The organism is Agromyces kandeliae (assembly GCF_009674665.1).
GTDB classification, from domain to species: Bacteria; Actinomycetota; Actinomycetes; order Actinomycetales; family Microbacteriaceae; genus Agromyces; species Agromyces kandeliae.
Genome location: NZ_WKJD01000006.1, coordinates 232,382 through 251,515, shown reverse-complemented (window position 1 = coordinate 251,515; position 19,134 = coordinate 232,382). Strand labels below are relative to the sequence as shown.

The window sequence follows — 19,134 nt, the reverse complement described above, 5'->3', positions numbered from 1 at the left end:
GGCATGGCTCCACCGTGTCCGCGGGCGGCGCCGCGGCGTGCCGCGGGCCGGAGGACGCTCATCCCATGACGACCATCATCCGCGCCGACGCCGCGCACGACTTCCTCGCCCTCGTCCCCGTCCTCGCAGGCTATCGGCCCGCCCGATCCCTCGTCTGCATCGCGTTCGAGGGCAACCGGACGTCCGCGGTGCTCCGGCACGACCTCCCGGACGACGCGCACGCCGACGCCCTGGCGGGATCGCTGCTCGGCACGCTCTGCCGGGTCCCGGGGATCGACGGGATCGCCGCCGTCGCCTACGGCGACCGACCGTTCGACGATGACGGCCTGCCGCACGGGAATCTGCTCGGGCGCGTCGTAGAGCGAGCCGAGCGTGCGGGATTCGTCGTCCGGGACGCGTTGTCGGTCGCACCGAACGGCTGGGGATCGCTCTTCGACGCCGAGCTCCCCGTCGGCGGAAGGCCGCTCAGCCTCATCGAGGAGAGCGCGGCCGTCGCGGCCGTGCCGCCGGAAGCGGTGGAGCTCGCCGCGGGTGTCGCCGGCACTGCCGCCGGTCTGGTCCGCATCCCCGACTCCGACTCCACGATCGCCGCCGGCATCCGCGAGATCCTCGACGGGATCGTGGACCGGAACCCGGCGGTCGCCGAGCCCACCGGTGACCGCATCGAACGCGCCCTCGGCGACGCGGTCGATCCGATCGTCCTCGTGGAACGGATCGCTGCGGAGCGCGGCTGCGGCACGGTGGAGGAGCTGGCCTGGATCCTCCATCTCGCCTCGCAGCCGGTGATCCGGGACGCGATCATGCTCCAAGCGGCGTTCGGCCCGGTCATCGGCGAACTCGCGCTGGACTCGGGCGAGGACGAGCGGCCCGCTCGGGCTGCGGACCTGTCCGATCGGCAGACCGGCGGTCGAGCGTCGCCCCGCACGCCCGGCCCGGACGAGCAGGAGAGCGTCGACGGCTTCCTCTCGCGACTCATGCTCGGACGTTCGACGATCCGGCCGGATGCGGATCGCGTGCGCGTGGTGCTCGAGGTGCTCGCCACCGCCGCCGGCAATGCACCCGTGGGCCGCCGCACGGGAGCACTCTGCATCGCCGCGTGGCTGTCGTGGTCGCTCGGCCGTGGATCTGCCGCTGGTGCGTTCATCGACCTCGCCCTGGCGGAGGAGCCGGACCACACCATGGCCGGGCTCCTCCATCGCTTCCTCGGGCTCGGCGAGCTGCCGGAGTGGGCGTTCTCGAGGCCGCTGCCGCAATCGGGCGCAGCCGCGGACGACACCGCATAGCGCCCCCGTGATGGGAGTCCGAATCGACGACGGGACGCCGAAGCGCCCGGACCTCGAGGGCCCGGGCGCTTCGACGGCGGCGTGGATGCGCGACGTCCGGTGGATCGTCGCGCGGAGGCGTCAGAGGCGGTTCGCCGCCTCGGTGAGCACGCCGCGCAGGATCTGCTCGATCTCGCGGAACTCGGCCGGGCCGATCGTCAGCGGCGGCGCGAGCTGGATGACGGGGTCGCCGCGGTCGTCGGCACGGCAGTAGAGTCCCGCATCGAAGAGCGCCTTGGAGAGGAACCCGCGGAGCAGGCGCTCCGACTCGTCGTCGTCGAACGTCTCGCGCGTGGACTTGTCCTTGACGAGCTCGATGCCGAAGAAGTACCCGTCCCCGCGGACGTCGCCGACGATCGGGATGTCGAGGAGCTTCTCCAGTTCTGCGCGGAACAGCGGCGAGTTCTCGCGCACGCGCTCGTTGAGCCGCTCCTCCTCGAAGATGTCGAGGTTCTCCAGCGCCACGGCGGCCGAGACCGGGTGACCGCCGAAGGTGTAGCCGTGGTAGAAGCTCGTCGTCCCGGTCTTGAAGGGCTCGTAGATCTTCTCCGACACGATCGTCGCGCCGATCGGGGAGTAGCCCGACGTCATCGCCTTCGCGCAGGTGATCATGTCGGGCACGTACCCGTACGCGTCGCATGCGAACATGTGCCCGATGCGTCCGAACGCCGCGATGACCTCGTCGGAGACCATGAGCACGTCGTACTTGTCGCAGATCTCGCGCACACGCTGGAAGTAGCCGGGAGGAGGTGGGAAGCATCCGCCCGAGTTCTGGATCGGCTCGAGGAACACGGCCGCGACCGTCTCAGGACCCTCGAAGAGGATCATCTCCTCGATGCGGTCGGCCGCCCAGAGCCCGAACGCCTCGAGGTCGTCCGTCGGTCCGCCCATCTCGGCCGCGCGGTAGAAGTTGGTGTTCGGAACGCGGAACCCCCCGGGCGTGATCGGCTCGAACATCTGCTTCATGGCGGGGATGCCCGTGATCGCGAGGGCGCCCTGCGGGGTGCCGTGGTACGCGACCGAGCGCGAGATGACCTTGTGCTTGGTCGGGATGCCGCGGAGCTTCCAGTAGTACTTCGCGAGCTTGAACGCCGTCTCGACGGCCTCGCCGCCGCCGGTGGAGAAGAACACCCGGTTGAGGTCGCCCGGCGCGTAGTCGGCGAGGCGGTCCGCGAGTTCGATCGCCGCAGGATGGGCGTACGACCAGATCGGGAAGAACGCGAGCTCCTCGGCCTGCTTGGCCGCGACCTCGGCGAGACGCCGACGGCCGTGTCCGGCGTTCACGACGAAGAGGCCCGACAGTCCGTCGAAGTACTTCCTGCCCTGCGCGTCGAACACGTGGTGGCCCTCGCCGCGCGTGATGATGGGCACGCCGTGCTCCTCCATCGTGGACTGGCGCGCGAAGTGCATCCAGAGATGGTCCTTCGCCTTCTGCTGCAGCGCGGCGTCGTCGAAGCCGGCGGTGCCGAGGCGCGCAGGCGCGTCGAGGGTGGTCATCGGGATCTCCTTCCGGGCGACACCGCGGTCAGCGGGTGCCCCAGTTGTAGAACTGCTTCTGCAGCTTCAGGTAGACGAACGTCTCCGTGGTCTGGACCCCGTCGAGGTTGCGGATGCGAGAGTTGAGCAGCGTGATGAGCTGGTCGTCGTCCTCGCAGACCACCTCGGCCAGCAGGTCGAAGCTGCCCGCGGTGAGCACCACGTAGTCGATCTCGGGGATGGCCGCGAGCTCTTCTGCGAGCACGCGGGTGTCGCCCGTCGCGCGGATGCCGATCATGGCCTGCCGCGTGAAGCCCAGTTGCATGGGGTCGGTGACGGCGACGATCTGCATCACGCCGGCCTCGGTGAGTCGCTGGACACGCTGGCGGACGGCCGCCTCGCTGAGGCCCACCGCCTTGCCGATGTCCGCGTAGGAACGCCGACCGTCGGCCTGGAGCTGCTCGATGATCGCCTTGGAGACGTCGTCGAGCTGCACCGGCCGGTGGCCCGTCGGGCGGTTCCCGTTCGTCATGCGTTCGATCATGACAGTGCGCTCATCGAATCACAAGCGATTCCGTCGATTCTGCGGGCGATCACCACGGATTCCATCGTCTGGGCGCTTCCCTTCGGACCGCTCCTGTGTCAGCATGGTCGGCACCCGCGCCCGACATCGCCGGCGTGCCCTCGAACCGGCCGACCGGCCGAACACGACATCCCGACGGAGGAAATCCCGTGACCGAGCTCCTGCGCAACTTCATCGGCGGCGCCTACGTCGACACGCGCGCCGATGAGTCCCTCGACCTCGTCGATCCCGCGACCGAGGAGGTCTACGCGAGCGCGCCGATCTCGACCGGTGCCGACATCGACGCCGCCTACGACGCCGCCTCGTCGGCGTTCGAGCAGTGGGGCGAGACGACGCCCGCCGAGCGCCAGCTCGCGCTGTTCCGCATCGCCGATGCGATGGAGGAACGCGCCGAGGAGTTCGCCGACCTCGAGTCGCAGGACACCGGCAAGCCTCGCGCGACGCTGGTCGCCGACGAGATCCTGCAGTCGGTCGACCAGCTCCGGTTCTTCGGCGGCGCGGCCCGGAACCTCGAAGGCCGAGCGGCCGCCGAGTACCTGGCCGACCACACCTCGTACGTCCGTCGCGAGCCGATCGGCGTCATCGGGCAGGTGGCGCCGTGGAACTATCCGCTGAACATGGCCGTATGGAAGATCGCGCCCGCGATCGCGGCCGGGAACACCGTCGTCCTGAAGCCCTCCGACACCACCCCGCTCGCGACGCTGAAGCTCGCCGAGGTCGCCGCCGAGTTCCTCCCGGCGGGCGTGCTCAACGTCGTGACCGGCGACCGCGCCACCGGTGCGGCCCTGCTCCAGCACGCGACCCCCGAGATGGTCGCCATCACCGGCTCGGTCCGCGCCGGCATGGAGGTCGCTCGTGCCGCGGCATCCGACCTCAAGCGCGTCCACCTCGAGCTCGGCGGCAAGGCGCCCGCGATCGTGTTCGACGACGTCGACCTGGAGTCGGCCGCCGAGGGCATCGTCTCGGCCGCGTACTTCAACGCCGGGCAGGACTGCACCGCCGCGACGCGGGTGCTCGTGCACGAATCCGTCCACGACGAGCTCGTCGCGGCGCTCGTCGAGCGCATCCGCACCAGCGCGCGCACCGGCGGTCCGCGGGAGGACGGCGTCTTCTACGGGCCGCTCAACAACCCCACGCAGCTGGCGAACGTCTCCGGGTTCATCGATCGCCTGCCGGACCACGCCGACCTCGCCGTCGGCGGTCGGCGCCAGGGCGATCGCGGCTACTTCTGGGAGGCCACCGTCGTCACCGGCCTGCGCCAGGACGACGAGGCCGTGCAGCGCGAGATCTTCGGGCCGGTCCTCACGGTGCAGTCCTTCCGCGAGGAACGCGACGCGCTCGCCATGGCCAACGGCGTCGACTACGCGCTCGCCGCGTCCGTGTGGACGCGCGACCACGGTCGAGCCATGCGGTTCGCCAAGCACCTCGACTTCGGCTGCGTGTGGATCAACACGCACATCCCGTTCGTCTCCGACATGCCGCACGGCGGGTTCAAGCACTCCGGGTACGGCAAGGACCTCTCGCAGTACGGGTTCGAGGACTACACGCGCCTGAAGCACGTGATGAGCTTCATCGGCTGAACCCGCGTCGCGGTGCCAGACTGGACCCCATGGTCGATGGTGCGGTGCGCCGCCGGGAGGAGCCCGGTTCCCCCGAGTGGGACGTCGTGGTGGGCTCCCGCTTCATCGCAGCGGTCGCGGCGCCCGCGCCGGATCGGGTCCTGACCCGGCTCGCCGAGTGCGCGGGCCTCGACCCGCTCGAGCTCGAGGAGCTCGTGGCGGGGATCCCGATGGGCGCGGGCGGGGTCGAGCACTTCGCGCTGGTCTGGTGGCCGGAATCCGGCGACCCGATCACCGCGATCGTCCGCGGCGACGCCGTCATCGACCTCGCGTCACCGGGCGGCGCCCGTCGACTCGATTCGCGCGGGATCACTCCCTGGCACCTCGCCGAGTTCACCGCCGTGACCCGCCTGCGCATCGCGGGTGCCGCATCGCCGCTCGACGAGGTGCGGCAGGCCGGCCTCCGCGGCACGCCGGTGCCCGCCGGGCGCGCCTCCTTCCGGGCCTCGGCCGTGGAATGGTCGTGGCGGGACGCCCCCGCCCGACCCGGTTCGCGCGCCGGCGACCCCGATGTCGACACGAGGCTGGCGCGGCCGTCACGTGCGACCCGCGAACGGCGCGGGCCCATGTCGGGGGTCCCCACGGCGCCCATGCAGGTCGTCGACGACGACACCGTCCGGTTCGTCCGGGGGAACGCCGCCGACGCCGACACGGTCCTCACGAGCACGGCTCGGGCGCAGCTCGCCGACCGGCGCGAAGCAGACGGCCAGGCGGATGCTCCGGCCGCCGACGCTCGCGTCCCCGCCGAGCGCGGGCAGCCGACGCTGCGCTACCGGGTCGTGGGAGGCGAGGTCGGCGAGGTGTCGGTCCCGGTCCTCATCGGCCGGAGCCCCAGCGCCCCGCGGATGTCCGCCGGCGAGGTCGCACTCGTCCGCGTCCACTCCCCGGCCGGGGTGGTCTCCGCGACGCACCTCGAGCTCCGGATGGAGGGCGGCCGACTGGTCGCGGCGGACCTCCGCTCGACGAACGGCACGGTCGTCCGGACGTCTGCGGGGCAGCGCAGGCTGCGCTCCGGCGAGTCGCTCGTGGTCACGCCGGGCACGAGCCTGCAGCTCGGAGGGGATACGATCGTCGAGATCCTCCCGGCGCTCGGGAGCGTCGACGCATGAACTCGATCGGACACTGGGGGACCGGGTGACGCAGATCGGCAACGGCAACAGCCGTCACGCGGTCGTGCTGCCCGACGGCACCGAGGTGACACTGGCGTGGGCGGCCGCGACCGACACCGGCCTGCGGCGCGCCGTCAACGAGGACAGCTTCGTCGCGCAGGTGCCGCTGTTCGCCGTCGCCGACGGGATGGGCGGTCACGCGGCCGGCGACTTCGCCAGCGCCGCGGTCGTCACGCGGCTCGCCGAGCACGGCGGCAAGACCTCGATCGGGACCGCCGACATCGACGCCGCGCTGAGGCTCGCGGTGCGCGACATGGGGCGCGGGGCCGGGGTCACCGACGAGGGGAGCGGCACGACGGTGACGGGCGTCGCCCTCGGCGTCATCGGGGACGAGGCGGCGTGGATCGTCTTCAACATCGGCGACTCGCGCGTGTACCGACTCGTGGGCGGCGTGCTCGAGCAGCTCACGGTCGACCACTCGATCGTGCAGGAGCTGGTCGACGCCGGGCAGATCACGCGCGAGGAGGCGGAGACGCACCCGCACTCGAACGTGATCACGCGGGCGGTGGGGTTCCACGAGGCGCCGATCCCCGACTACCGGGCGATCCCGCTCGAGGAGGGCATGCGCATCCTGGTGTGCTCCGACGGCCTGACGAAGGAGCTCACCCCCTACGGCATCCGTCACTTCCTCATCTCGGGTCGCTCGCCCGAGCAGGCCGTGCGCCAGTTGGTCGAGGCGGCGGTCGGCAACGGCGGACGCGACAACGTCACGGTCGTCGTGGTCGACGTGCTTCGGGTGCTCCGACCGTCCACAACCGCCGACGAGGTCTGATCCCGCACGACGCGCCCGACCCTAGAATTGGGGGCGACACCCGACGCGTCCAGGCGCCGAGGGCACGTATCGCACAGAGGCTGGCGGGAGGATCGTGTCGAGGAGACTGCCGTCGACGCCGCCCAACCTGCCCGGGTTCTCATTCATCCGGGTCCTCGGTTCGGGCGGCTTCGCCGACGTGTTCCTCTACGAGCAGAACATGCCGCGGCGGCTCGTCGCGGTGAAGGTGCTCCTCGCCGAGGTCGTCAACGACGAGGTGCGGCAGATGTTCCAGGCCGAGGCGAACCTGATGGCCCAGCTGTCGAGCCATCCGTCGATCCTCACCGTCTACCAGGCGAGCGTCGCCGCCGACGGTCGGCCGTACCTCGTCATGGAGTACTGCTCGGCGACGCTCGGGCAGCGCTACCGGGCGGTGCAGCTCCCGCTGGCCGAAGTGCTCTCCATCGGCGTACGGATCGCGAGCGCCGTCGAGACCGCGCACCGTCAGGGCGTGCTCCACCGCGACATCAAGCCATCCAACATCCTGACGACCGCCTACGGCCATCCCGTGCTCTCGGACTTCGGGATCGCGGCCACCCTGGGGCAGGCGGAGGCGAGCGATGCCGTCGGGCTCTCCGTGCCGTGGTCGGCCCCGGAGGTGCTCCTCGACGAGGTCGCCGGGACCGTTGCGAGCGAGGTCTGGTCGCTGGGCGCGACGGTGTACTCGCTCCTGGCCGGGCGCAGCCCGTTCGAGGTGCCCGGCGGCGACAACGGCACGGTCGCCCTGGTCGGTCGCATCGAGCGGGCCAAGGTCCCGCCGACCGGTCGACCCGACGTCCCGCGAAACCTCGAAGCCGTGCTCGCCCGCGCGATGTCCAAGCGACCCACCGACCGGCAGGGGAGCGCCCTCGAGTTCATCCGCGACCTGCAGGCGGTCGAGGAGGAGCTCGCGCTCCCGCAGACGCCGCTCGAGGTCGCGATGGACGACTGGGCGCTCGCGACCGCGGTCGACCTCGACGAGCGCACGCGCATCGGCGCCGGCACGAGCGTGGCCGCGTCGTCGGGACGGTCGCGGCGCCGCCGGGCCGGGGCATCCGCCCGTCCCGTGACGCGCAGCCTCGACCCGCATTCGCAGGGATCGCTGTCAGGCCGAGGTCGCAGCGCGCCGCCGTCGACGGGGCGGCTCATCCTCGGCGTCGCGATCGCCGCCGCGGTCTTCGTGGGCCTCGTCGTCGCCGGACTCCTCACGGTCGCCGGAAGCGCCGGCGACATCCCGGTGGTCGCGGACGTCCGCGCCAGCACGGACGGCGCCACGGTCGAGTTCGCGTGGGACGACCCGGGCCTGCGCCAGGGCGACGCCTACATCGTCACCGTGCAGGGCGAGTCGTCCGCGCCCCAGAGGGCGGCCGAGTACGCCGTCAGCCTGGACGATCCGGGCACGGTCTGCGCCACGGTGACCGTCTGGCGCGACGGCAGGACCGGTGAGCCGAGCGCGGAGCGCTGCGCCGAGGTCGACGAGGTGCCGCGGTGAACCTCCGGAGCCTCTGGGCGCGGCGGCGTTCCGCGATCGTGACCGGTGCGTCGGTCGCAGCGGTCGTCGCGCTCGTGGCCGGGATCGCCGTGGCGTCCGGTGGCTACACGGCGCAGCGGATCGACCTCGGGGATGCCTCGGTGTGGGTGTCCAACGACGGGCTGCAGACGGTCGGACGCGCCAACACGGCGGTGCACGAGCTGAACGCCGTGGTCGACACCGGTGGCGCGCGATCCGAGGTCGTCCAGAGCGGGGCCACGGTGCTGGTCATGGACCGCGATCGCGCCAGCGTCGGCATCGTGGACCCGACGACGTCGACGGTCACGGCCACGGTCGCCGTCCCCGGCGACGCCGAACTCGCGTTGGCCGGCGATCGCGTGGTCGTCACCGCGGGCGGCGACCTCTGGGTCTGGCCGGTCGACGAGTTCGCCGGCTTCGATGCGGAGGCCGACCCCTCGCTGTCGTTCGGGGCCGGGTCGGTCGCGTCGGTCGACGCGACGGGGCGCATCCTCGCGTTCACGCCGACCACCGGCGTCGTCTCGCGCGTCTCTGCCGCGGACCCCGACCGGACGCAGGCCACGTGGGAGCTCCAGCCGCTCGACGAGGACGCCGCGACGCAGATCACCTCGGTCGCGGGCAGGTGGGCGATCCTCGACGAGGAGGCCGGCGTCGTGACGTTCGAGGGCGGCGCGAGCACGTCCCTCGAGGGACTCGCGGATGCGGGTGACGATCCGGTCCTGCAGCGACCGGCCACGACGGGCGATGCCGTGCTGCTGGCCACGCGCGAACGACTGCTCGAACTCCCGTTCGACGGTTCCGGACCCGTGGAGTACTCGGGCGACCACAGCGGGGAGCCCGCCGCACCGCTCGTCCACGAGGACTGCCGCCACGCGGCGTGGGGCGACGGCACCGCCTGGCGGGACTGCGACGGCGGGGCCGGCTCCCAGGTCAGCCTGCTCGGCGCCGACGGCGTGCTCTCGCCGGACTTCCGGGCCAACGGCGAGACCGTCGTGCTGAACGACCGGCGGTCGGGCTCGACCTGGGCGGCATCCGGCGACTACGGGCTGATCGACAACTGGGACGACCTCCTCGCGATCGAGCGCGACGACGAGACCGTCGAGCAGAACGATCCGGATGCGACGCCGACGATCGAGAAGGCCCAGGTGGCGCCGGTCGCACTCGACGACGAGTTCGGCGCCCGACCCGGGCGCGCGACGCTGCTGCCGGTGCTGCTGAACGACTACGACGCCAACGGCGACGTCCTCGTCGTCTCGGCCGTGGACGGCGAACTGCCCGACGGGGCCCGGCTCGACCTCGTCGCCGACCGACAGCAGGTCCAGGTGACCCTCGGCGAATCGGCCCAGGGCTCGTTCGAGTTCGGCTACACCATCGACGACGGGCGAGGCGGGAGCGCGCGAGCGATCGTCGGCATCACCGTCCGCCTCCCGGACGAGAACGAGGCGCCCAGGCAGGTCCGCGAGAGCCGGGCGATGGTCGAGCAGGGCGGGCGCGTCACGACGGCCGTGCTCGGCGAGTGGGTCGACCCCGACGGCGACCCGATCTTCCTCCGACGCGCGAGCGTGGACGCCCCCGACCGGGTGTCGTCGACCGCCGACGGGGTCGTCGTGTTCGACGAGGCGGGCGAAGGCGCGTTGCGAACCGTCTCACTGGCGGTCTCGGACGGCCGCGACGAGGGCGTCGGGGCCATGGTGGTGGCCGTGCGAGCGCCCGGCGAGGCGCCGCTCGTGGCCGAGTCGTTCGTGGCGCTCGCCACGGCAGGGGAGGAGATCGAGCTCGAACCGCTCCGCCACGTGCGCGGCGGCACCGGCATGCCGCACCTGACGGCCGTGCCCTCGAAGCCCGGGGCCGTCATCACACCCGACTTCGACGCCGGGACCTTCCGCTTCCGGACCGACGACGTCCGCACGCACTACCTCGAGTACACCGTCACCGACGAGGGCCGCACGGCGACCGGTCTCATCCGGGTCGAGGTCTCGGCACCGCCCGAGCGCGACACGACCCCGGTGACGGTGCCGCACACGGCCTTCCTCCGCCTCGAGCAGCCGATGGAGGTCGACGTCCTCGCCTCCGACATCGACCCGACCGGCGGCCTGCTCATCATCACCGGACTCGCTGATCCGCTCGACCCCGCGCTCCGTGTCGAGGTCGTGGAGCATCGCATCCTCCGGGTCACGCTCATGCAGCCGCTCGCGACCGGCTCCACGACGTTCGACTACCGCGTGAGCAACGGCCTCGCCGACACCGTGGGGTCGGTCACGGTCGTCGAGGTGCCGCGGCCCGATCGGTTCCAGCCGCCGGTCGCCGTGGCCGACACCGCGTCCGCGCGGACCGGCGACGTCATCGACATCCCGGTGCTCGACAACGACGAGCATCCCGACGGCGACCGGCTGACGCTCTCGCCCACGCTGGTCGAGGAACCCGGCGCGGGCCTGCTCTTCACCTCCGGATCGCGCCTGCGCTATCACGCACCCGATCGGCCCGGCGAGTTCGAGGCCGTGTACCGCGTAGAGGGACCCGACGGCCAGTTCGGGACGGCGTCGGTGCGCATCACGGTCCGCGACGCGGACGCTGAGAGCAACTCGCCCCCGGTTCCGCGCACCGCGACGGCGCGCGTCCTCGCGGGCGGGACCGTGCGCATCCCGATCGCCCTCGGGGGCATCGATCCCGACGGCGACTCGGTGCAGCTCATCGGCCAGGAGTCCAACCCCGAGCGCGGCACCGTCGTCGATCGCGGTTCGGACTGGCTCGAGTACCGGGCCGGCGAGTACTCGGCGGGTACGGACACGTTCGCGTACACGGTCGTCGACGCCCTCGGAGCACGGGCGACGGGCACCGTGCGGGTGGGCGTCGCGCCGGGCCTGGAGGGCGCGCGGCGTCCGGTGGCCATCGAGGACGAGATCACGGTGCGGCCGGGCCGGACGATCGCCGTCCGCGTCCTGGAGAACGACACCGACCCGGACGGGTCGGCGCTGCGGCTCGTGGACGTCGAGGCGAACACCCCGGGGACGGCGGTCGAGCGGGTCGACGACATGGTCGTCGTCGACGTCCCGAGCGGTCCGGGGGTGCACGGTGCGATCTACACGATCGAGAACGAGCGCCAGGCGAGTGCGTCGAGCTACGTGCGCATCACCGCCGACCCCGACGCACCGCTCAGCCGGCCGGAGGCGGCCGACGTCGTCCTGAGCCTCACCGACGTGCTCGACGAGGAGGAGGTCGACGTCGACGTCCTCGATGAGGTCTTCATCGCCGATGCGGATGCCGCCGACGCGGACGTCGCCCTCGTTCCGGGATACGCCGACGGGGCCCGCGTCTCCGGCGGCACCGTGCACGTCGAGGTCCAGGACCGGCGCCGCATCGTGCCGTTCTCCGTCGCCCACCCGGACGACCCGGAGGTGCGCGCCTACGCGTTCATCTGGGTGCCCGGGCGGGACGACGCGCTGCCGCAGCTCCGCAGGGACGCTCCTCCGGTCGAGGTGACGACCGGCGAGGAGGTCGTCCTCGACCTGGAGGACTACGTCGTCGCCGCATCCGGCCGCCCCGTCCGGCTCACCGACGCCGCGACCGTGCGCGCGTCCCACTCCGACGGGAGCGACCTCGCGGTCGACGCCGACACGGTGCGGTTCCGCAGCGAGGCCGGCTACTTCGGGCCGGCGTCGATCTCCTTCACGGTGACGGACGGCGACTCCGCCGACGATCCCGAGGGCCGCACCGGCACCATCGTCATCCCGATCGACGTCACTCCGAGGGAGGGGCAGCCGCCCGCGTTCGACGGGGGAGTGATCGACTTCGAGCCCGGACAGGAGAAGGCGATCGACCTCGAACGCCTGACGAGCCTGCCCGGCTCCGAGGACGCCGAACTCGAGTACCGCATCATCGGCGACCTGCCCGATGGATTCGGCGCCGCCCTCGAGGCCACCGAACTGCGCGTCCGCGCCTCGGAGTCGACGTCGCAGGGCACGCGCACCTCCATCACGGTCGGCGTCTCGGCAGACGGGGTGGAGGGGACCCCCGGTCGCATCGAGTTGCGCGTCGTCCCGTCGACTCGGCCGATCGCCCGACCCGCGCCGGATCTCGCAGTGGCACCGCGCGGGCTCACGACCTCGGTCGACGTGCTCGACAACGACGCTGCGGGCAATCCGTTCCCGGGCACGCCGCTCCGCGTCATCCGCGTTCGCGGGTTGGGCGCGGAGAACCTGCCCGCCGGCCTGGCGGTCGTCCCCGATGCGGATCGGTCGCGCCTCTCGGTGACGGTCTCGCCCGGTGCCGAACCCGTGAACACCACGCTGGAGTACCAGGTCGCCGATGCCACGAACGACTCGAGCCGCTACGCATGGGGAACGGTGACGATCTCGGTCCAGGACCGGCCGGATCCCGTCACCGAGGCACGACTGACGGCGTTCCGCGACGGCGAGCTGGACATCGCATTCGGTGCGGGAGCATCGAACAACTCGCCGATCGAGGCCTATCGGATCAGCCTGCTCGACCCCGACGGCGGTGAGGAGCTCGCCGCGTCGGAGTGCGGGGCGACCACCTGCACCGTGCCCACGCTCGGCAACGGTCCCGGTGCCGCGGTGGTGGTCCGCATCCAGGCGCGCAACGCGATCGGGCTCGGCGATCCGGTGCAGCTCCCGACCCCGGTCTGGTCGGATGTCATCCCGCCTGCGGCGTCGGGTCTCCGCGCGGTGCCGCTCGACGGCCGGCTCCGGGTCGAATGGGTGCCCGTGGCGACCGGGTCGGGCAGCCCCGTCAGCACGTACGTCGTCTGGATCGCCGGTTCGCCGATCGAGGTCGACGCCGATCGCGCCTGCACGGCGTCGGTCTGCTCCGTCGAGTCGCAGGGCCTGGCGAACGGCAGTTCGGTGGGCATCACCGTCAGCGCCCGGAACGGGGCGCTGCCCGCGCTCGCCGCATGGACCGAGGCCAGCACGACCGGCACGCCCTTCGGCGCACCGATCGCCGGGGGCATCTCGGTCGATTCCGATCCCGCCGCCGGGACCGTCGTGGTCTCGTGGCCGCCCTTCGACGGCAACGGCGACGGAATGGGCGGGTACTTCGTGCAGCGCCTCGTCGAGGGCGAGACCGCGGTCCCCGGGGGAGCGCAGGCCTGTTCGGTGACGAGCCCCGCGCCAGGCACCGTGGTCGCCCCGACGGTCGGCGGCTCGGTGGCCGAGATGGTCAGCGTCGGCCCCGGTGCCTCGAGCGTCCAGTTCACCGGCACCAACGTCGAGGCGGCGCGATACGGCTTCGTCGTCTGGGGCTGGAACCGAGCCGGCTGCGTGTCCACCGACGTGGCGTCGACCGTGGTCCGTCCGGCGCCGGGAGCGATCGCCGGTGTCCGGAGCGGGATGGACTGGTCCAACCTCGAGACGTGGGACCGGTACATCGACGACGTGGACGGCGGCACGAAGCGACTGCAGATCATCGCGGTCGACGCGTCCGGCGCCCAGGTCGGTTCGCCCAAGGAGTTCTCGGGTTCCGGATGGCTGCGACAGCTGCTCAATCGTCCGTTCGGGCAGACGGCGCGCTTCCAGGTCCGCAGTTGCACCGTGTGGGGCTCCTGCGGCCCGTGGTCCGGCACGTTCCCGGGCGAGGAGTCGCCGTCCCTGACGTTCGCGCTCCCGGGGCGAACGTACGACGGGGCGTCGGCGACCTGGTCCTGGACGGCCGCACCCGCGAACAACGGCCTCCCGGCCGCGTTCCGCTGCGGTGCCGACGGCGACCGGGTCGGCCGCACGGCCCAGAGCCCGACCTCCTGCCAGGTCAACGGCGCCAAGCCCGGCGACCTCGTCTGGTTGGATGTTGAGGTCGCGGGCGTCACCGCGAGGTTCGAGTCCCGATGAGTCCCACGAGGAGCACCGCATGACCATGACCCCCGAGGACGCCACCCGCTTCGCGTCGAACCTCGATGAGCTCGTCGGAGCGGTCGAGGAGATCCTGCTCGGCAAGAACCGCGTCATCCGCCTCGCGTTCACCGCGCTCCTCAGCGAGGGGCACCTGCTGCTCGAGGACGTGCCCGGCACCGGCAAGACGTCGCTGGCGCGCGCCATGGCGCAGTCGGTGGCGGGTTCGAGCAACCGGGTGCAGTTCACGCCCGACCTGCTCCCGGGCGACATCACGGGCGTCTCCGTCTACGACCAGCGGTCGGGCGTCTTCGAGTTCCACCCGGGTCCCGTGTTCGCGAACATCGTGCTCGCGGACGAGATCAACCGAGCGAGCCCGAAGACGCAGTCGGCACTGCTCGAGGTCATGGAGGAGGGGCAGGTCACGGTCGACGGCCAGACCCATCGCGCCGGCCAGCCGTTCATGGTCATCGCGACGCAGAACCCGGTCGAGCAGGCCGGGACCTACCGGCTGCCGGAGGCGCAGCTCGACCGGTTCCTCATGCGGACCTCGATCGGATATCCCGATCATGCGTCCACCATCCGGATCCTCGAGGGGACCGACCAGCGAGCGCACGACCACAGGGTCGAGCCGCGCCTGGACGCCGACCAGATCGTCGAGATGGCTGCGATGGCCCGCACCGTGTACGTGGACCCCACCATCAACGACTACGTGTCCCGTCTCGTCGACGCGACCCGAAGCGCGACCGAGGTCCGGCTCGGGGTGAGCGTCCGAGGGGCACTCTCCCTCGTGCGTGCCGCGAAGACCCACGCGGCCGGGCGAGGACGGCACTACGTCGTGCCCGACGACGTCAAGGCCCTCGCCGAGCCCGTGCTCGCGCACCGACTGATCCTCGATCCCGAGGCGGAGTTCGACGGCGTGACGGCATCGAACATGATCGCCCAGGTGCTGATCGAGACGCCGCCGCCCTCAGCGAGGCAGGCCGGGTGACCTTCCAGACCCGCACGTCGATCCCGGAGGAGGCCGCGAAGCAGGGCTTCCTCGCGGTGGCGATCGCGCGCGTGGTCGTCGCGGTCCGGGGGGCGGCATCCGTCGTCGAGCGGTGGACGCGCGCGGGGCGGAGCGTGGTGACGCCCCTCGGCTGGGGCGTGCTCGCGGCATCCGTCGTCGCCCTCGTCCTCGGATACGGGCTCGGATGGCTCGAGCTCGCGATCCTGGGGTGGGGCGCCGTGGTCGCACTCGCCGCCGCATCGGCGTGGCTCGTCGGCCGCGGTGCCGGCGCCATCGAGCTCACGCTGCCCGTGCCGCGCGTGGCCGTCGGGGAGTCCGCCGAGGCACGCCTCGTCGCGCACAACCCCGGGCGCCGACGTTTCTCGGGGGCGCGGATCGAGATCCCGGTGGGGCGGAGGGTCGTGTCGCGGTTCGTCCCGGCGCTGCCACGCGGCGGAACGTTCGACGAACGCGTGGCGATCCCGACCGAACGGCGCGGAGTGGTCGAGGTCGGCCCGGTGCGCACGGTGCGCGCCGACCCGGTCGGGCTGATGCGACGCGAGATCGTCTGGTCCGACGTGCGGATGCTGCACGTGCACCCCCGCACGATCGCGGTGTCCGCGCTCAGCACCGGCTTCCTGCGCGACCTCGAGGGTTCGCCGACGCGCGACCTCACGGCGAGCGACATCGCGTTCCACGCGCTGCGCGAGTACCAGCCCGGTGACGACCGCCGCTACATCCACTGGCGGAGTTCCGCCAAGACCGGCACGTTCATGGTCCGCCAGTTCGAGGAGACGCGACGCAGTCGCCTGATGGTGCTGCTCGACCTCGCGGCGGACGCGTACGAGGACGAGGAGGACTTCGAGCTCGCGGTGAGCGTGGCGGCATCCATCGGCGCGCGTGCCATCCGCGACGCCAGGAGCCTCGCGTTCGTGGTCTCCGGCCGGGAGCGCCTCCGGCGGGAGCCCGCCACGAGGAGCGAACCGGGCGCGAGCCGCGCTCCTGCCCCGACAGCGGTCGGCACCGGCGGCGCGCCCCGACGCCGGCATGCGGCCATCGCGGAACTGCCGACGGCGTCGCGCGACCGGCTGCTCGACGCCCTCTGCCTCGTCGAGGCCGACGATCGCGCCTCGAGCCTCGCCGACACCGCGCGCGCGGCGGCCGAGTCGGTCTCCGGTGTGTCGCTCGCCTTCGTCGTCACCGGCGGCGCGCGTTCGGTCGCCGACCTCAGGCAGGCGGCGTCGCGCCTCCCGCTCGGCATCGAGGCCGTGGCGGTGCGGGCCTCGGCGGAGGGCGAGGCGGCGGCACGATCGATCGGCGGACTGTCGGTCTACGGGATCGGCTACCTCGAGGACCTGACCGCGATGCTCGCGAGGACGGCGTCCGTCGCATGAGCACGACAGCCGGTGCACGCCGCGCGGGCTCCGCCCGGGGTCGGGCGCGCGCCCGGATCCCGGGCGGGAGCCTCGGTTCCGCGATCGTGAGCACGGTCATGATCGTGGCGGTCGCGGCGACGGCCATGCTCCCGTGGTGGCCGATCTACGAGAGCCCGGCGTTCGTCCACGCCGCCGGGGTGGCGATCATCACCGGAGCGGCGATCGGCTTCGCCGGAGCGGTGTGGGCCTGGCCCTCCTGGGCGGTCGCATCCGCGATCGCGGCCGCCTACCTCGTGCTCGGAGTGCCCGTGGCCGTCCCGTCCAGCGCATACGCGGAGGTCCTGCCGACCGCCGAGGGACTCGTGGAACTCGTCGCCGCGGTGGCGCTGTCCTGGAAGCAGCTCGTGACGATCTCCGTCCCGGTCGGTTCCTACCAGTCGCTGCTCGTCCCGCCCTTCCTCCTCGGGTTGATCGTCACGGCGACGGCCGTGACCATCGCGTTGCGCACGGCTCGACCCTCGTCGGCGCTGCTCCCTCCCGCCCTGCTGCTCGTCGTCGGCATCGTGCTCGGTGTCGTGCACGACGAGGTGGCCTTCGAGGCGGGTGTCGCATTCCTCGTGGCCTCGATCGCCTGGCTCGTGAGGGTGGGCATCGCGGAGCGCCGGGCCGCCGTCGTCGACCGGTCCGGCGAATCCGCACTCGTGGACGTGCGGCGGATCATCGGCGCGACGATCGTCGCGGCCGTCGCCCTCGTGGGCGCGACCGCGGCCACGTTCGTGCTCCCGACGGGGCAGCGAGACGTCGTCCGTGCGGAGCTGCGCCCGCCGTTCGAGCCGAGCGACTACGACAGTCCGCTCGCGGCGTTCAGGGCGGCGTTCGAGCCCGAGGTCGCCGACGTCGAGATGCTCCGGGTCACGGGCCTGCCCGCCGGCGCGGGGCTGCGGATCGCCACGCTCGACACCTACGACGGCATCGTCTACTCGGTCGGCGACAGCGACCGCTCAGGGGCATCCGGGCAGTTCTCGCGGCTGCCCTACCGACTGGACCAGTCCGCGACGCCGGGCGAGGAGGTTCGGCTCGACGTCGCCGTGCTCGCGTACGACGACGTCTGGGTGCCCGGTGTCGGCCAGCTCGAGCGGATCGCCTTCGCGGGCGCGCGGGCGAGCACCCTCGAGGACGAGTTCGCCTACAACGACGTGACCGGAACCGCGGGGGTGCGGTCCGGCCTCCAACGGGAGGATCGGTACGCGGCCGACTCGATCGCCTGGATCGAACCGGTCGACCTCGCCGAACTCCGTCCGGGCGGCGCCGTCCTCCCCGACTCCCCGGATCCACCGGACGCGCTGCTCAGGCTGCTGGACCGCTGGACGAGATCGTCCGACGAGCCCGGCGTGCGGCTCGCGGGCGTCGTCGAGGGCTTCCACCGCGAGGGGTACGTGAGCCACGGCATCGGCGAGGAAGACGTGCCCAGTCGTTCCGGCCACGCCCTCGACCGGATCGCGGAGCTCGCCACTGCGAAGCCCATGGTCGGCGACGGCGAGCAGTACGCCGTCGCGGCGGCGATGCTCGCCCGGTCGATCGGCTTCCCGGCGCGCGTCGTGGTCGGCTATCTCCCGTCCGGCGACGACGCGGCCGACGACGGCGAGGTGACCTTCCGCAGCCCGGACCTGCAGGCCTGGATCGAGGTCCAGGCGGACGACGGCGCGTGGATCGCGGTCGACCCGAATCCCGAGGTCAGGCCGATCCCGGAGCGGCAGCCCGACGAACCGACGGTGGTCTCGCGGCCGCAGTCCGCCCTCCCGCCCCCGGAGGACCCGACGCCCGTCGAGGACCTCGCCGCCGAGCCGGACTCGGGCTCCGACGATCCCGATCGGGGTGCGGGATGGCTCGACGCGATCCTGGCCGTCCTGCGCATCGCGGGCATCGTGCTCGCCGCGCTCGCGCTGCTGGCCAGCCCGTTCCTCGCGGTCGTCGCTGCGAAGGCCCGTCGACGTCGCCTGCGCCGACGGGCGCGGACGCTCGAGGAGCGCATCGAGGGCGGTTGGGAGGAGTTCGCCGACCAGGCGACCGACTACGGCTACCCGATGACGCAGACTGCGACGCGCGCCGAGCAGGCGGCCGTCGTCGGCGGCCTGGGCCCCGCGGTGCTGGCCTCGGTGGTGGATCGGGCCGTGTTCGGGCCCGACGGGCCCGGAGACGGCGACGACGAACGCGTCTGGGCCGCGGTCGGCGAGTTGCAGCGACGCATGGACGAGCCGCGCTCCTGGCTGGAACGGGCGCGGGCGCGCGTCTCGATCGGGTCGCTCGGCGGGTACGCTGGCTCGCGGAAGGGAGCCGGGACGTGAACTGCCGGATCTGCGATGCGACGTTGCCCGACGGGGCGATGTTCTGCGGCGAGTGCGGAAGCTCGACCTCCGCGACGCCCGAATCGCGGCGGCCGCTCGACCCCCGGCCG

The 19,134-nt window shown here is 72.4% G+C and carries 11 protein-coding genes; 9 read left to right on the top strand and 2 right to left on the bottom strand.

Translation table 11 applies throughout. The annotated features are described in order from the left end of the window. Positions 1-65 precede the first annotated feature (65 nt). Positions 66-1,283, top strand: a complete 1,218-nt coding sequence (locus tag GJR97_RS03495; protein ID WP_195760599.1) for a DUF4192 family protein — start codon at positions 66-68, stop codon at positions 1,281-1,283. Positions 1,284-1,403: 120 nt separating this feature from the next. Here the strand turns inward: GJR97_RS03495 and GJR97_RS03490 are convergent, their stop codons facing one another. Together GJR97_RS03490 and GJR97_RS03485 are read right to left on the bottom strand one after the other, a co-directional pair. Further along, positions 1,404-2,819 (bottom strand): aspartate aminotransferase family protein, encoded by a 1,416-nt coding sequence (locus GJR97_RS03490; RefSeq protein WP_154345111.1) that lies wholly within the window; start codon positions 2,817-2,819, stop codon positions 1,404-1,406. Positions 2,820-2,847: 28 nt separating this feature from the next. Beyond that, a complete protein-coding gene (locus GJR97_RS03485; protein WP_154345110.1) occupies positions 2,848-3,330 on the bottom strand; it encodes an Lrp/AsnC family transcriptional regulator in 483 nt (160 codons plus the stop codon). Between the two features lie 200 nt (positions 3,331-3,530). Between GJR97_RS03485 and GJR97_RS03480 the strand changes: the two genes are divergently transcribed. From GJR97_RS03480 to GJR97_RS03445, 8 genes are all read left to right on the top strand, one after another. Further along, on the top strand, positions 3,531-4,961 hold the full coding sequence (locus GJR97_RS03480; protein ID WP_324613100.1) for an aminobutyraldehyde dehydrogenase: 1,431 nt from the start codon (positions 3,531-3,533) through the stop codon (positions 4,959-4,961). Positions 4,962-4,990: 29 nt separating this feature from the next. Next, positions 4,991-6,109, top strand: coding sequence for an FHA domain-containing protein (locus GJR97_RS03475; protein ID WP_195760598.1), 1,119 nt, complete (start codon positions 4,991-4,993; stop codon positions 6,107-6,109). 25 nt (positions 6,110-6,134) lie between these two features. After that, a complete protein-coding gene (locus tag GJR97_RS03470) occupies positions 6,135-6,941 on the top strand; it encodes a PP2C family protein-serine/threonine phosphatase (RefSeq protein ID WP_324613099.1) in 807 nt (268 codons plus the stop codon). Between the two features lie 94 nt (positions 6,942-7,035). Further along, entirely contained in the window at positions 7,036-8,451 is a 1,416-nt protein-coding gene (locus GJR97_RS03465; protein ID WP_324613098.1) for a serine/threonine-protein kinase, read from the top strand. Continuing rightward, positions 8,448-14,312, top strand: a complete 5,865-nt coding sequence (locus GJR97_RS03460) for an Ig-like domain-containing protein (protein ID WP_154345108.1) — start codon at positions 8,448-8,450, stop codon at positions 14,310-14,312. The genes GJR97_RS03465 and GJR97_RS03460 overlap by 4 nt, the downstream gene beginning before the upstream one ends. A gap of 19 nt (positions 14,313-14,331) precedes the next feature. Further along, positions 14,332-15,303: an AAA family ATPase gene (locus GJR97_RS03455; protein WP_154345107.1), complete on the top strand. Its 972-nt coding sequence runs from the start codon at positions 14,332-14,334 to the stop codon at positions 15,301-15,303. Next, positions 15,300-16,697 carry a DUF58 domain-containing protein gene (locus tag GJR97_RS18665; protein ID WP_324613097.1) on the top strand — a complete coding sequence of 466 codons (1,398 nt, stop codon included), beginning with the start codon at positions 15,300-15,302 and terminating at the stop codon, positions 16,695-16,697. The genes GJR97_RS03455 and GJR97_RS18665 overlap by 4 nt, the downstream gene beginning before the upstream one ends. 86 nt (positions 16,698-16,783) lie before the next feature. Then, positions 16,784-19,024: a transglutaminase-like domain-containing protein gene (locus GJR97_RS03445; protein ID WP_154345106.1), complete on the top strand. Its 2,241-nt coding sequence runs from the start codon at positions 16,784-16,786 to the stop codon at positions 19,022-19,024. Positions 19,025-19,134 lie beyond the last annotated feature (110 nt).